Origin of the sequence: Lacrimispora xylanolytica (genome assembly GCF_026723765.1) — a bacterium.
In the GTDB taxonomy this organism is placed as follows: Bacteria; Bacillota; Clostridia; order Lachnospirales; family Lachnospiraceae; genus Lacrimispora; species Lacrimispora xylanolytica.
Genome location: NZ_CP113524.1, coordinates 3,983,819 through 3,998,632, shown reverse-complemented (window position 1 = coordinate 3,998,632; position 14,814 = coordinate 3,983,819). Strand labels below are relative to the sequence as shown.

The 14,814-nt window shown below is 43.5% G+C and carries 12 protein-coding genes; all 12 read left to right on the top strand.

Features of this window, described 5'->3' with window-relative positions:
• The first annotated feature begins 20 nt into the window (after nt 1-20).
• The 12 genes from OW255_RS18560 to OW255_RS18505 all read left to right on the top strand — a co-directional run bounded on the left by OW255_RS18560 (nt 21) and on the right by OW255_RS18505 (nt 14,776).
• Nucleotides 21-491: a putative ABC transporter permease gene (locus OW255_RS18560; protein ID WP_268114930.1), complete on the top strand. Its 471-nt coding sequence runs from the start codon at nt 21-23 to the stop codon at nt 489-491.
• Nucleotides 492-545: 54 nt separating this feature from the next.
• Entirely contained in the window at nt 546-1,313 is a 768-nt protein-coding gene (locus tag OW255_RS18555; protein ID WP_268114929.1) for a lysophospholipid acyltransferase family protein, read from the top strand.
• Nucleotides 1,314-1,329: 16 nt separating this feature from the next.
• Nucleotides 1,330-2,466 (top strand): prephenate dehydratase, encoded by a 1,137-nt coding sequence (gene pheA, locus OW255_RS18550; RefSeq protein WP_268114927.1) that lies wholly within the window; start codon nt 1,330-1,332, stop codon nt 2,464-2,466.
• 61 nt (nt 2,467-2,527) lie between these two features.
• Complete coding sequence (locus OW255_RS18545; protein ID WP_268114926.1) at nt 2,528-3,829, top strand: ATP-binding protein; 1,302 nt, start codon at nt 2,528-2,530, stop codon at nt 3,827-3,829.
• An 87-nt stretch (nt 3,830-3,916) separates the two neighbouring features.
• Nucleotides 3,917-5,485, top strand: coding sequence for a Ppx/GppA phosphatase family protein (locus tag OW255_RS18540; RefSeq protein ID WP_268114925.1), 1,569 nt, complete (start codon nt 3,917-3,919; stop codon nt 5,483-5,485).
• Complete coding sequence (locus tag OW255_RS18535) at nt 5,485-7,626, top strand: RNA degradosome polyphosphate kinase (protein ID WP_268114924.1); 2,142 nt, start codon at nt 5,485-5,487, stop codon at nt 7,624-7,626. Before OW255_RS18540 ends, OW255_RS18535 begins: the two co-directional genes overlap by 1 nt.
• Nucleotides 7,627-7,774: 148 nt before the next feature.
• Nucleotides 7,775-8,482, top strand: a complete 708-nt coding sequence (locus OW255_RS18530) for a response regulator transcription factor (RefSeq protein ID WP_024834803.1) — start codon at nt 7,775-7,777, stop codon at nt 8,480-8,482.
• The gene (locus OW255_RS18525; protein ID WP_024834804.1) at nt 8,472-9,608 is read left to right on the top strand and encodes a sensor histidine kinase; all 1,137 of its coding nucleotides are present in this window, start codon (nt 8,472-8,474) and stop codon (nt 9,606-9,608) included. The genes OW255_RS18530 and OW255_RS18525 overlap by 11 nt, the downstream gene beginning before the upstream one ends.
• A gap of 6 nt (nt 9,609-9,614) precedes the next feature.
• Nucleotides 9,615-12,086, top strand: coding sequence for a hypothetical protein (locus tag OW255_RS18520; protein ID WP_268114923.1), 2,472 nt, complete (start codon nt 9,615-9,617; stop codon nt 12,084-12,086).
• Entirely contained in the window at nt 12,086-13,048 is a 963-nt protein-coding gene (locus tag OW255_RS18515) for an ABC transporter ATP-binding protein (RefSeq protein ID WP_024834806.1), read from the top strand. The genes OW255_RS18520 and OW255_RS18515 overlap by 1 nt, the downstream gene beginning before the upstream one ends.
• A complete protein-coding gene (locus OW255_RS18510; protein ID WP_024834807.1) occupies nt 13,026-13,940 on the top strand; it encodes an ABC transporter permease in 915 nt (304 codons plus the stop codon). The genes OW255_RS18515 and OW255_RS18510 overlap by 23 nt, the downstream gene beginning before the upstream one ends.
• An 11-nt stretch (nt 13,941-13,951) precedes the next feature.
• The gene (locus OW255_RS18505; RefSeq protein WP_268114922.1) at nt 13,952-14,776 is read left to right on the top strand and encodes a deoxyribonuclease IV; all 825 of its coding nucleotides are present in this window, start codon (nt 13,952-13,954) and stop codon (nt 14,774-14,776) included.
• Nucleotides 14,777-14,814: the final 38 nt, after the last annotated feature.

The following is a 14,814-nucleotide window of genomic DNA, read 5'->3' as shown; positions in this document are numbered from 1 at the left end:
TTTAAAAGATCCGGCGCATAATGAAGATTATGAAGACACTAACAAAAATCGATATTAAACAATTACCCATCAACTTCTGCAAATGCGGAGTGACAGGCTGGTGCCTGGAGGTTATTTTTACCTCGACGGAATCTATATTACGCCATGACTGGCGGCTCATGGGGCAGACTTCTCTGTTAATGTTCCCAATTTATGGCTTAGGAGCACTTCTCGGGCCAATTGGAGGTATCATTGACCAGTGGGTGAGCCCGGGGCAGAGACTTTCTGCAAAGCCTGCAGATCTGGCGATCCGGCATGGATTCCTTTATATGGTTCTTATTTTTGTGGCGGAATATATCGCAGGGACATTTTTAAGGAGCACTGGAATGTGTCCATGGGATTATACAGGACGAAACACCAATATTGACGGTCTGATCCGCCTGGATTTTGCACCGCTGTGGTTTTTCACAGGACTGTTGTTTGAACAAATCACAAAAAAGAGAGGGAGGTAGTATTGTAATTAAAGTCACCATTTTATATAATAGATGAAATGGAGGACGAGATCTATGATACGTTTTATTTTAGTAGCAGCAACAGTCATATTATTTTTGATTTTCAGTATTCCGGTAATCCTTTTTGAGTGGATGACAGGAAAGAAGAATCCCCGCTTAAGAGATGAGCAGAGTATTGCAGTGGTGCGGGGAGTTTTTAAAGCACTTCTCTTTATGGCAGGTGTGAAGGTTACTGTTAATGGAAAAGAAAATATTCCAACGGACCGTGCCGTTCTCTATGTGGGAAATCACAGAAGTTATTTTGATATTCTGGTAGGCTATGTAACGGTTCCGGGCCTTATGGGTTTTGTAGCTAAAAAGGAGATGGAAAAAATACCGCTCCTCTCAACCTGGATGAAGTATGTGAACTGCTTATTTCTTGACCGGAAGAATGTGAAGGAGGGCTTAAAAACCATTCTCACAGGAATCGAACAAGTGAAACATGGTGTATCGGTATGGATTTTTCCCGAAGGAACCAGAAATAAAAATGAAGATCCCACGGAACTTCTGTCCTTTAAGGAAGGAAGTCTTAAAATAGCTGAGAAAAGCGGCTGTCCAGTGATCCCCGTAGCAATGACCGGAACTGCGGAGGTTTTTGAACAGCACCTTCCTTTTATCCGGCCGTCTAAGGTGACCATTACCTTTGGAAAACCAATCTATTTAAAGGAGCTGGAGCCTGAGCTTCGTAAGTTTCCGGGAGCCTATGCGGAAAAACGAATTAAGGATATGATAAGGGAACAGTTGGGACAAGATAGCAGCCAGGAATCATCATACAACGGATAAAGGGAAAATAAGACCTATGAAGAATTTAGACTTGCAGGAAATCAGAAAACAGCTGGACGGAATTGACCAGGAGATGGTAGCCCTTTTTGAGAAGCGCATGGAGCTATGCAGGGAAGTGGCAGAATTTAAGATCGGTACTGGAAAGCCGGTCTATGACGGAGAGCGGGAACAGCAGAAGATAGACTCCGTGACTGGAATGGTGGAAGGGGAGTTCTTAAAGCAGGCTGTCAGAGAGCTTTTCACCCAGATGATGACCATCAGCCGGAATTATCAGTATAAACAAATGGCTGAAAACGGGCTTAAGGCCAATCATTCCTTTCAGCCGGTAAAGAATTTAAAGCTAAACGGAGTAAGAGTGGTATATCAGGGAGTGGAAGGTGCTTACAGCCATGGGGCAGCCTTAAATTATTTTGGAAATGAGGCCAGCCTGTACCATGTAACCACATGGGATGATGCCATGAAAGAAGTGGAGCTTGGGAATGCTGATTATGCCGTACTTCCCATTGAGAATTCCTCTGCAGGTGCTGTGACGGATAATTACGATCTGTTAATGAAATACGAAAACTACATTGTGGCTGAAACCTTTTTAACCGTGAATCATGCGCTGTTAGGGTTGCCGGGAGCGGAGGAAAAGGATATCAGGACCGTATTTTCTCACCCTCAGGCATTGATGCAGTGCCAGGAATTTCTGAATTCAAACCGTAGCTGGAAACAGATCAGCGTTGAAAATACAGCTGTGGCGGCAAAGAAAGTCATTTTAGAAGGAGACCTTTCCCAGGCAGCCGTAGCCAGTGAGACGGCTGGAGAGCTTTATGGACTTAAGGTATTAAGAACCCAGGTAAACACCAATAAAAATAATACCACCCGGTTTATCATTCTTTCCAGGGAAGCAGTATACCAGGAAGAGGCAGGAAAGATAAGCTTAAGCTTTGAGCTTCCACATAAGAGCGGTTCCCTCTATAATATTTTAAGTAATTTTATCTATAACGGAGTCAATATGTTTATGATTGAATCCAGACCAGTCCCGGGCAGAAACTGGGAGTATCGGTTCTTTGTAGATATTGAAGGGAATTTAAGCCATGCATCCATTCAGAATGCGTTAAAGGGCATTAGTGAGGAAGGGCGCAATGTAAGAATTTTAGGAAATTATTAAGTACATTATAAAGTTCGGTCTGATTCAGACCGGACTTAAACTTTACATGAGGAGGAGATTTATGAAATCCCAGGAACTGATCCTTTACCGCAATTTCGAATTTAGAGAACTTTTTGACCAGATTGCAGCACTCATTTCCAAATCAGGAGAGGAGTTTCAAAAAGCAATGCCGGATTCCTATGCCTGCGCCGGACGGCTGACCCAGATAGCTTCTGTTTATGGGTTTCATGGGAATCTTTGGCATTGCTTTTTAACATTATGCCTGGTAAGTCATGAAAACCCATACAGCACTGCATGTGAGATTACCGGTCCAGTCAAAGGCACATTAAATGAATTGGCAGCTCATGATTTTTCCATCTTCCGGGAATTGTTTCAGTATGATTTAAGCCTTTTGGATGGAAGCTCTGGCTTAAGTATCTGGACAGCCTTAAAAAGCTATGAGGCTCCGGATGAAGAAAATGGAGTTTATGACGGTGAGATCAGGGATCAGATTCTGTCATTGGCTGCTGTACTTTCAAGCACTTTAGATGTGCAGGAATTTAAGAATGCTGTTACTGAATTCTACCGTGGGTTCGGAGTTGGAACGTTTGCCTTAAATAAGGCATTTCGAATCGAAGATGAGGGAGGAGAGCTTAGAATCCTTCCCATTACCAATATAGAACCGATACGCCTCTCTCACATCATTGGATATGAGCGCCAGAAGCAGAAGCTTGTGGAAAATACAGAAGCTTTTTTAGATGGAAAGGCGGCAAATAATGTCCTTTTATTTGGAGACAGCGGCACAGGTAAGTCCTCAAGCATCAAAGCCATTTTAAATGAATATTATGACAGAGGCCTTCGAATTATAGAAGTCTACAAACATCAGTTTCAGATGCTTTCAAAGCTTCAGGAGCAGTTAAAGGACCGGAATTACAAGTTTATCATCTATATGGACGATTTATCCTTTGAGGATACGGAGCTGGAATATAAGTATCTAAAAGCAATCATCGAAGGAGGACTTGGAATCAGGCCTGGCAATGTGCTGATTTATGCCACCTCCAACCGCCGCCATCTGATTCGGGAGAAGTTCAGCGATAAAAGACAACTGGATGATGAATTACATAACAATGACACCGTCCAGGAAAAGCTTTCTTTGGTTGCCCGCTTTGGCGTTACCATCTATTATGGCTCTCCGGACAAAGCAGAATTTCTAAATATCGTAAAGGAGCTGGCAGATCGTTATGAGTTGGATTTACAGCCGGAAGAGCTTTACGCCAAGGCAAATATATGGGAGCTTCAGCATGGAGGACTATCCGGAAGGATGGCAAGTCAGTTCATCACTCATATATTGGGGAAAAGAGAAGAAAGTGGAAGAAATTTGTAAGATTTTACCTGGATTTAACACAAAAATCATTGGGATAGAGTAAAATAGGTGTAAACGCCCGCTACATGGGCGGTAAGGAGGACAAGTATGGCAATCAAGATATTTGCTGCCATCGATGTGGGATCGTTTGAACTGGAGCTGGGCATCTATGAGATATCTGTCAAAAATGGAATCAATAAGATCGATCATGTTCGCCATGTTATCGCCCTTGGCAGGGATACCTACAACAATGGGAAAATCAGCTATGAGCTGGTGGAAGAGATGTGCAGCGTAATCAAGGACTTTGCCGGAATCATGCAGTCGTATAAGGTAATTGGGTACCGTGCTTATGCCACAAGTGCCTTACGGGAGGCTAAAAACAGCCAGATCGTACTGGACCAGGTCCGTGTCAGGACTGGAATTGAGGTACAGATCATAAGCAATTCCGAGCAGCGTTTCATCAGTTATAAAGCCATTGCATCAAAAGATGCGGAGTTCAGCAAAATCATAGAAAAAGGGACCGCCATCGTTGACGTGGGCTTTGGCAGCATGCAGGTATCTCTCTTTGATAAGGATGCCCTTGTGTCCACCCAGAATCTGATGCTTGGGGTACTGCGGATTCGGGAAATGATGGCTGACGTGCAGGTCAGTGCCAAAATGCAGAACACTCTCATTGAAGAGATGGTGGATAATGAGCTTTACACCTTTCGAAAGGTATATTTAAAGGACCGCCAGATAAAAAGTCTCATTGGGATTGGGGAGAGCATCCTCTATCTCTCCAGAGGCAGCAATGGCGGCAAGGCGGTGGAACGGATTACCGCAGAGGAGTATGGAGAATTTTACGAAAAGCTGTTAAAGATGTCAGTGGAAGGAATTCAGGAACGGTTTGGAGTCAATGCAGAATATGCCGCCCTTTTAGTTCCAGCGGCCATTATCTTTAAACGCGTGCTAGAAATCACGGGAGCAGACATGTTCTGGATTCCGGGAATTCGTCTTTGTGACAGCATAGCAGCAGAATATGCCGAGGAAACGAAGGCTGTGAAATTTCATCACGATTTTTCCGAGGACATCCTGGCCGCCTCCAGAAATATGGCAAAAAGATACAAATGCCATGGTCCGCATACCGCTATTATGGAAAAATATGTGGTCGATCTTTTCGACAGCATGAAAAAATATCACGGCATGGGAAAAAGAGAACGGCTTCTTTTACAGATTGCCGCCATTTTGCACGCCTGCGGAAAATTTATCTCCATGAAAAAACCCAGCGAATCTGCTTATAATATTATTATGTCCACAGAGATTATAGGATTGTCCCATATGGAACGGGAAATCATAGCCAATGTGGTCCGGTATAATGGAGTGGAGTTTGATTACAGCCGTATGCATCTAAATGAAGAGCTGTTTCGCAATACAAAAGGGGAACTATCCAAAGAGGATATTACCATTCTTATGGCAAAGCTGACCGCCATTTTAAGACTTGCCAATTCCATGGATCGAAGCCATAAACAAAAGCTGTCAGACAGCCGTATGAATGTGAAAAACGGGCAGCTTTTGGTGACCACTTCCTATGAGGGAGATATAACTCTGGAATCTGTTTCCTTTAGCCAAAAGGCGGAATTTTTTGAAGAGATTTTTGGAATAAGGCCAGTCTTAAAGCAGAAGAGGAGGTTGACCTGATGGCAGACATCAATGAGATATTTAACAATCCGGATAATTATGTTAACCGAGAACTGAGCTGGATCGAGTTTAATTACCGGGTTCTTGGCGAGGCGAGAGATAAAAGCCTTCCTTTACTTGAAAGAGTCAAATTTTTAGGCATCACAGCCTCCAATTTAGATGAGTTCTATATGGTCCGTGTGGCATCGTTAAAAGACATGGTCCATGCCAAATATACAAAGCCTGATATCTCTGGCTTAAAACCAGGGGAGCAGCTGGAAAAAATCAGTGAGAAGACTCATGAGCTGGTTGCTCTCCAGTATTCCACCTATAACCGCTCCTTACTTCCAGCTTTAAAGCAACATGGAATTCATGTAATTTTAAATCATGAAGATCTAAATGAAGAAGAAGGAAATTTTGCAGATAACTATTTTGAACGTGATGTTTATCCGGTTCTCACCCCAATGGCAGTGGATTCCTCCAGACCATTTCCACTGATTCGGAATAAGTCCTTAAACATTGCAGCACTTCTTAAGAAAAAGAGCGGGGAAGAGGAGCTGGAATTTGCCATGGTCCAGGTCCCAAGCGTGCTTCCAAGGATTGTTAAGTTCCCTAAAAAAGAAGGGGAAGAGCAAAAGGTAATCCTGCTGGAACAAATTATCGAGCGGAATATGGGAAGCCTGTTCTTAAATTACAACGTAGTCACAGCCAGCCCTTTCCGGGTCATGAGAAATGCGGATCTGTCCATTGATGAAGAAGAAGCTGTGGACCTTTTGGAAGAGATTCAAAAGCAGTTGAAAAAAAGACAGTGGGGCGAGGCCATACGCCTTGAAGTAGAAGAAAAGATTGATAAAGGTCTCCTGAAAATATTAAAAAGGGAGCTTAATATCAGCTCCAGTGATATCTTTTTAATCAGTGGCCCTTTGGACCTTACCTTTCTAATGAAGCTGTATGGAGTGAAAGGATTCGAGCACTTAAAGGCCGTTCCCTATGTCCCTCAGCAGGTGCCGGAGTTAATGAATGAGGATGATATCTTTACCAATATCAGAAAGGGAGATATTTTACTTCATCATCCATATGAGACCTTTGACCCTGTTGTAAATTTTGTAAAGGCAGCGGCAAAAGATCCTGAAGTATTGGCTATCAAGCAGACGCTTTACCGGGTCAGCGGCAACTCTCCCATTGTAGCTGCCTTGGAAGAGGCCGCAGATAACCGGAAGCAGGTTTCTGTACTGGTGGAATTAAAAGCCCGTTTCGATGAGGAAAATAATATTAACTGGGCAAAGAGACTTGAAAAAGCAGGCTGTCACGTAATTTATGGGCTGGTAGGCTTAAAGACTCATTCAAAGATTACCCTGGTGGTCCGAAGAGAAGAAGATGGCATCAGACGATACGTTCATCTGGGAACAGGAAACTATAATGATTCCACAGCAAAGCTTTATACGGATTTTGGGTTAATGACCTGCAATCCCCAGATCGGAGAGGATGCCACGGCAGTCTTTAATATGCTATCCGGATATTCTGAGCCTTTGCAGTGGAACAAACTGGTGGTTGCCCCCATCTGGCTGAGAGCCAGGTTTTTAAAGATGATAAGGCGGGAAACAAAGAATGCAAAAACAGGAAAACAGGCTCATATCATCGCAAAGATGAATTCCCTTTGTGATAAGGATATTATCGCGGCTCTTTATGAGGCTTCCTGTGCAGGAGTGAAAGTTCAGCTCATTGTAAGAGGCATCTGCAGTTTAAGGGCAGGCGTCCCTGGATTAAGTGAAAATATTACCGTCCGCTCCATTATTGGAAATTTCCTGGAGCATACCAGAGTCTTTTATTTTGAAAATGATGGAAGCCCGGAGCTTTACCTGGGAAGTGCTGACTGGATGCCAAGAAACTTAGATAAACGGGTGGAAATCATGTTTCCGGTAGAAGATGAGGATTTAAAAGAACGGATTATCAAGATCCTTTTGATACAATTAGAGGATAATGTAAAATCCCATATCCTTTTACCTGATGGAACTTATGAAAAACCGGACCGGAGAGGCCGGGTCCAGAGAAACAGCCAGGAGGAGTTCTGTGAGGAAGCAAAGCTAGCGGTCAGGGAAGAACTTAAGAAATTAAACCCTCAGGCAAGCCGGGTATTTATCCCCAATGAGAGCCAGAGCTAACTGGAAAATTCAGGTGTGAATTACCGTTTTATAGGTTTTTTGTAAGAAAATAGTAAGGCAAAGATACCTTTCTTGTGGTAGAATGGATGCAGGCTTTTCTGTGTAAAAAGAAGAGCCGCTTACATAACGACAAGGGAGGTATTTTTTCATGTCCGAGACAATAAGCATACTGGTTGTGGATGATGAGAAGGAGATTGCAGATCTGGTTGAAATCTATCTGGTTAGCGATGGATATAAAGTATATAAGGCAAACCACGCAGAGGAGGGCCTTGAGATACTGGAAAAGCATCAGATTCATCTGGTTCTTTTAGACATCATGATGCCTGGAATGGATGGACTTTCCATGTGCAGGAAGATACGAGAGACAAATAATATCCCCATTATCATGCTAAGTGCAAAATCCACTGATTTAGATAAGATACTTGGCCTTGGTACCGGGGCAGATGATTACGTAACAAAGCCGTTTAACCCTCTGGAGCTTACGGCGCGTGTAAAATCACAGCTTCGCCGCTATACCCAGTTAAACCCCAACAGCTCAGTCAATGAAGCAGCCAAGAACGAAATTGCTATTCGGGGGCTGACCATTAATAAGGATAATCACAAGGTAACCGTTTACGGAGAAGAAATTAAACTGACTCCCATAGAATTTGACATTCTATATTTGCTGGCTTCCAATCCAGGCAGGGTGTTCAGCACCGATGAGATCTTTGAAAAGGTTTGGAACGAAAAGGTTTATGAAGCCAATAACACCGTAATGGTACATATCAGACGTCTGCGCGGCAAGATGAAGGAAGACACCAGACAGAATAAGATCATCACCACTGTTTGGGGGGTAGGTTACAAAATTGAAAAGTGATATCAATCGCCGTTTTCATGCCAGGGTCGTAGCCAACATTTTTTACAGTGCTGTGGTCACGGTCCTGATAGAACTTTTTCTTGTAACCAATATTTCCCTCATCGCTTCGTATATGCGTAATACAGACAGGGACAATGCATTTGTGGAGCTTCTTACCACCTTTGATGCCGTAGTGATTCTTATTTATGTTGTTTTCGGAATCGGTATTTTTACGGTTACCTTTCTTTTATTACAGGAAAAATCCATGCGATATATTGCCAAGATATCCAGCGCCATGCACAGCATTTCCGAAGGAGATTTAAACATCACGGTAGATATTGAAGGGGATGATGAATTTTCCGTTATGGCAGCCAGCTTAAATAAGATGGTGGGCGATTTAAAAGAGCTGATGGATAAGGAAAGAGAGGCAGAGCGGACGAAGAATGAGCTGATTACCAACATCGCTCATGATTTAAGGACTCCTCTTACCTCCATTAACGGTTACTTAGAGCTTTTATCCGGTGATACGAAGCTTGATCCTGAGGTTCAGAAAAAGTACATAGGAATCGCATACGTAAAGACAAAACGGCTGGAAAAGCTGATTGAAGATTTATTCGGATTTACAAAACTAAATTACGGAAAGATGTCCATGCACGTATCAAGAGTGGATGTGGTAAAGCTTTTAAGCCAGCTTTTAGAGGAGTTTTATCCCAGCTTTGTGGATAAAAACTTATCCTATGAGCTTCAAAGCAATGTCCCCGCTATGGTAATCGCGGCGGATGGAAATCTTTTGGCGCGCCTGTTTGACAATCTTATCAACAACGCCATCAAATACGGAGCCGATGGGAAACGGATTCTGGTAAAAGTGAATGGCAACGAAGAACAGGTGACAGTCTCTGTGGTCAATTACGGTTATGTGATTCCAGCAGACGAACTGCCTCTGATCTTTAATAAATTCTACCGGGTGGAGCAGTCCCGCTCCACAGATACAGGAGGAACTGGTCTTGGTCTTGCCATTGCAAAGAACATTGTGGATATGCACGGCGGAGCCATAGACGTTACCAGTGATTTGTCCGGCACTGTATTTTCGGTTAAGCTTAAGGTTGATTTTGATGTGAACAAAGAGAACTTTGGAAAGATAGGATGATACAGGATGAATTTCAAGAAGATATCCCTGATTTTTGCCATAGCGCTTACCATAGCAGGCAGCATGAAGCTGCCTGCTTTCGGCATGGTAGCCACAGATGCCAATTCTCAGGAAAATGAATTTAATGCGGTTTCTGAATCAGAAATCTCCATGGATGTTTCCTATGGATATGATGGAAATGCAAAAAGCGGACGTTTTGTACCCGTGAATGTAACCGTAAAAAGTGACAAGGACGCCCCATTTACCGGTACACTTCGGGTGGAAGCCATGGAATCAGATTTTGATATTTACCAGTATGATTATCCGGTGAGTTTAAAAGGGATGGAAATCCTTGATCAATCCCTGGATATTCCTGCGGGAAGGGCAGACACCCTCTATGTGAAGCTTTTAGATCAAAGTGGAAATGAGCTGATTCGAAAACGATTAAAAACCAATGTCACTCCGGAAACAGCAGAACTCTTCGTAGGCATTTTATCGGATAATGCTGATAAGCTTTCTTATATGGAGGGAGTGGGAGTCAATTACAGCTCTGTCCGTATCAAGACCTTTAACATGAAGACGGAAAAGATGCCGGATCATGTAATCGGACTGGGTGTTCTTGATGTCCTTGTTATCACCGATTACGATACCAAACAGCTTTCCAAAGACCAGGTGTCAGCAATTTGGGCGTGGGTAAAGGAAGGCGGCACCCTTCTTCTTGGCACTGGAGCCAGAGCAGATGATACACTTTTTGCATTTCAATCGGACCTTTTGGAGAAGCAATATGCACCTCCAGCGGAGCGGTCTGTGGATATGGGTGTAGAATATTCCACCAACGGACCTGGAGACTCCTTTTTAAATCTTGTGTGTGCTGATGTTTCCTTAAAAGGAGGCACAGGTGTTTTTTCCAATGACCAGTTCTCAGTCCTTACTTCCGTATCCAAGGGAAAAGGCATCGTTGGAGTGGCTGCCTATGATTTTGCAGACATTTCCTCCTTTTGTGAGACCCACCGCTCCTATGTGGATAAGCTTTTTACCACCATTTTGGGAGATACCAGATTAAACAACTTATCCTCATACTTATACAGCGGAAATTCCGGCCAGTTCTGGTCCGTTCAGAACATGCTCAATACAGGCAATGTAGATAAGCTTCCAAAGCTTGCTCTTTATATCGTATTAATCCTGGGATATATTATCCTGGTGGGACCTGGGCTTTATCTCTATTTGAAAAAGAAGGAGAGAAGAGGATATTACAGGACCGCAGTGGTGGTGATCTCCTTTATCTTTACCGCGGTCATATACTTGACAGGAATTAAGACCCGGTTTAAGGATACCTTCTTTACCTATGCCACTATTTTGGATTCCACTAAGGATTATGTGGATGAATATACCTATATTAATATGAGGACTCCTTATAACAAGGCTTATACCATTTCCCTGGATCCTTCTTATATGATTTTGCCCATAACAAGGAGCAACAACTATGAAATGTCTCCTGTCCCCAAGTTTCTTGGAGATGAAGATTATAAAGTAAGAGTAGGATACGGAAATGGAGATACAAAGGTTTCCGTTCAGAATGCAGCAGCATTTACGCCCAAATACTTCTCTCTGCAAAAACGGACTCCCAATACAGACCACAGAGGACTTCTTGGTGATATTACGCTGTCAGACGGAAAGGTCTACGGAACTGTGACCAATGAATACCCCTTCCCCGTAGAGAAGGTCGGAGTTCTTATGTACGGTAAGATGATTCTGCTAGATGAATTAAAGCCTGGGGAGACTGTTAAATTAGATGGTGCTCCAGTCATTAATTATCCCATTAACAACGCCTTTAACGTATCAGCCAGAGTAACAGGCAGCTATCAGTATCCAAAGGCAGATATTGACAATCCAGATTATATGCTGGCACTGTCCAGAACCAATATTTTAAGCTTCTACCTGGATAAATATTCCACCGCCTATAACCAGGAAGCCAGAATTGTAGCCTTCAGCAGCAATCAGACTGACAGCCAGTTCCTGGCCAAAGGAAACTATGAGACCTTTGGAATGTCCATGTTTACCTCCACTCTGGATGTAAACACAAGGAAGTTTGGAGTTGTCTCTCATTCTGCACTGATAAAACCGCCAAAAGTAATCAGCGGTCAGTATTACTCTGATTCCAACGCAACCTATGCGGTTGATCCGGTAGCCCTGGAGTATTTCCTTGGAAATGACCTTGAGATTGACAAATTGTCGTTTGAAAATCCATCCGCGGACTTTACAAACAATGATAACGTTTCCTACATCAACCTGTTTAAGGGAGATATTTATTTTTACAATCACGACACAGGGAATTATGATGTCATGACCGCCGGAAAGCTGGACTATACAGCCGGGGAGCTGACCCCCTATTTATCACCGGGCAATACCCTTACCGTTAAATATGTAAGCGACAATGCGGAAGGAAAGAACTGGTATATAACACTGCCTATGCTCACGGTTACAGGAAGGGATAAATGATGTTAGAAATCAAAAATTTATGGAAAAAATTCGGTAAGTTCCATGCCTTAAATGGCTTGGATCTAACGATTCCCGAAGGCTCCCTTTACGGATTTGTGGGGCCAAACGGTGCAGGTAAAACAACCACCATTAAGATTATGACCGGACTCCTATCGGCAGACTGCGGCCAGGTCCTGATTCGTGGTACCGACGTGACCAGAGGGTTAAATGATTTAAAGTTAAGCATTGGTTATGTGCCTGATTTTTTCGGCGTGTATGATAATCTGAGGGTCAACGAATACATGGAGTTTTTTGCTTCCTGCTATGGACTTGATGGGCTTAAAGCGAGAAACCGGTATATGACCCTTTTAGAACAGGTGGGCTTGGAAGATAAGGTAAACTTTTATGTAGACAGCTTATCAAGAGGTATGAAGCAGCGTCTGTGCCTGGCAAGGGCTTTAATCCATGATCCCCTTCTTCTGGTTCTTGATGAGCCTGCTTCCGGTCTGGACCCAAGGACCCGATTTGAATTCAAGGAGATCTTAAAAGAGTTAAAGGATCAGGGAAAGACCATATTTATAAGCTCCCACGTGCTGTCGGAGCTATCAGAGCTTTGTACGGATATTGGTATCATTGACCAGGGGAAGATGGTTCTGGGAGGAAGTATGGAAGAAATCCTTCACAGGGTCAATGCCACCAATCCCCTGATCATCGCAGTTCTGGGCAATAAGGAAAGGGCTCTTTCCATCTTAAAGAGCCAGCCCTGTGTTCAGACCATAGCCGTGAAGGATCAGGATATCCGGGTGAATTTCATTGGGGATGAACAGGATGAGGCCCTTCTCCTACAACAGCTTGTGGATGCGGAGGTACTGATCCGCGGGTTTTACAGAGAGCAGGGGAGCTTAGAGACCCTGTTCATGCAGATAACCGATCATGATAAAGAAAAGGCGGTGCTTGTACATGAAAATGAACCCGGTCTATAAACGGGAAATAACGGTCAGCTCCAGAAGCTTCCGTCTGGCCCTCATTCTTGTGCTGTTTAATTCCATTCTTGCCCTGGTAGTTCTTCTTAATATGTACTCCGTGGTAGAACAGGTGAAGATGACAGCTGAGATTCAGTATTCATCCTTTATCAACATATACGTTTTCGTAGCAGTGGTGGAATTCGTCATGCTCATGTTCATCATGCCGGCTCTGACAGCGGCCAGTGTCAGTGGGGAGAGAGAACGCCAGACTCTGGATCTTCTTCTCACCACCACCATGAAGCCATGGGAGATTATCTGGGGAAAATTAATGGCTTCCTTTGGAACCATGTTTTTAATGGTCATGTCAAGCTTTCCCCTTCTTTCCGTCTCATTTGTATATGGAGGCGTGACAGCTTCTGATATATTTATTTTGCTTTTATGCTATCTTGCCGTGGCCCTTCTTTGCGGAAGCATGGGAATCTGCTTTTCTTCTATTTTTAAGCGTTCTACCATTGCTACGGTAGTAAGCTATGGAGTGCTGGTGATGATTGCGGCAGGTACCTATGCCATCAATATATTTGCGTTATCCATTGCCCGCCTAAATGTGGTCAATACCTATGCATCCTCGGTCAGCGGCATTGCAGATCAGGCCAATTCCGGTTCATTCCTGTATCTTCTTTTATTAAATCCTGTGGCTACATTTTATGTAATGATAAATACCCAGGCTGGAGATAATCAGGTATTAAAGAGCCTTAACAACTGGTTCGGTCCTCACCCTCAGAATGGCATTATGGATCACTGGGTGGTGCTAAGCATTTTCATCCAGCTTTTGTTGGCAGCTATCTTCCTTTTTATTGCGGTGAAGGCCATCAGCCCTACCAATGGAAAACGAATGAAAAACACCAAGTAAAAGGAGGTTTTATGTTAACAATAGGATGTCATTTATCATCGGCCAAAGGCTACCTTGCCATGGGTAAGGATGCCAAGGCCATTGATGCAAATACGTTTCAGTTTTTTACAAGAAATCCAAGAGGAACCAAAGCCAAAGCCATGAATCCGGCCGATGTGGAACGTTTTCTTCTCTTTGCAGAAGAAAACTCCATTGGCCGGATTCTGGCTCATGCGCCCTATACTTTAAATGCCTGCTCTGCAGATGAAAATCTTCGTATTCTCGCAAGAGATACCATGAAGGATGATTTATTGCGAATGGAATACACTCCCGGAAACTGCTATAACTTTCACCCGGGAAGCCACGTAGGACAGGGCGTTGAAACCGGGATACAGTATATTGCAGATATGCTTGGAGAGATTCTTTCTCCCGAACTTCATACGACGGTCCTCCTTGAGACCATGTCAGGTAAGGGAAGTGAAGTAGGCCGTGAATTTGAAGAATTAAGAGAGATTCTTGACCGGGTAGAGCTTAGCCATCTCATGGGCGTCTGTCTTGATTTATGCCACGTGTGGGATGCCGGATATGACATTGCAAATGACTTAGACGGGGTATTAAAGAAATTCGATGACGTAATCGGCCTTTCCCGTTTAAAAGCAGTTCATCTAAATGACAGCCAGAATCCCTTAGGCGCACACAAGGACCGCCACGCGCGATTAGGTGAGGGCTGTATCGGAATAGAGGCTATAAAAAGGATCGTGACCCATCCGGTTCTTAGGGAGCTGCCTTTTTATTTAGAGACACCCAACGATTTATCTGGGCACGCCAAAGAAATTGCAATGATGAGGAATGCCTGATGGCGTAATTACCAATCCTATAGTATAATAGAGGAATC

What these genes read in the sequence shown, in the direction of transcription:
- OW255_RS18535 (WP_268114924.1), top strand. Translation starts at nt 5,485, where the DNA reads ATGGCAGACATCAATGAGATATTTAACAATCCGGATAATTATGTTAAC.
- OW255_RS18510 (WP_024834807.1), top strand. Translation starts at nt 13,026, where the DNA reads ATGAAAATGAACCCGGTCTATAAACGGGAAATAACGGTCAGCTCCAGA.
- OW255_RS18530 (WP_024834803.1), top strand. Translation starts at nt 7,775, where the DNA reads ATGTCCGAGACAATAAGCATACTGGTTGTGGATGATGAGAAGGAGATT.
- OW255_RS18515 (WP_024834806.1), top strand. Translation starts at nt 12,086, where the DNA reads ATGTTAGAAATCAAAAATTTATGGAAAAAATTCGGTAAGTTCCATGCC.
- OW255_RS18520 (WP_268114923.1), top strand. Translation starts at nt 9,615, where the DNA reads ATGAATTTCAAGAAGATATCCCTGATTTTTGCCATAGCGCTTACCATA.
- OW255_RS18540 (WP_268114925.1), top strand. Translation starts at nt 3,917, where the DNA reads ATGGCAATCAAGATATTTGCTGCCATCGATGTGGGATCGTTTGAACTG.
- pheA (WP_268114927.1), top strand. Translation starts at nt 1,330, where the DNA reads ATGAAGAATTTAGACTTGCAGGAAATCAGAAAACAGCTGGACGGAATT.
- OW255_RS18555 (WP_268114929.1), top strand. Translation starts at nt 546, where the DNA reads ATGATACGTTTTATTTTAGTAGCAGCAACAGTCATATTATTTTTGATT.
- OW255_RS18560 (WP_268114930.1), top strand. Translation starts at nt 21, where the DNA reads ATGAAGATTATGAAGACACTAACAAAAATCGATATTAAACAATTACCC.
- OW255_RS18545 (WP_268114926.1), top strand. Translation starts at nt 2,528, where the DNA reads ATGAAATCCCAGGAACTGATCCTTTACCGCAATTTCGAATTTAGAGAA.
- OW255_RS18505 (WP_268114922.1), top strand. Translation starts at nt 13,952, where the DNA reads ATGTTAACAATAGGATGTCATTTATCATCGGCCAAAGGCTACCTTGCC.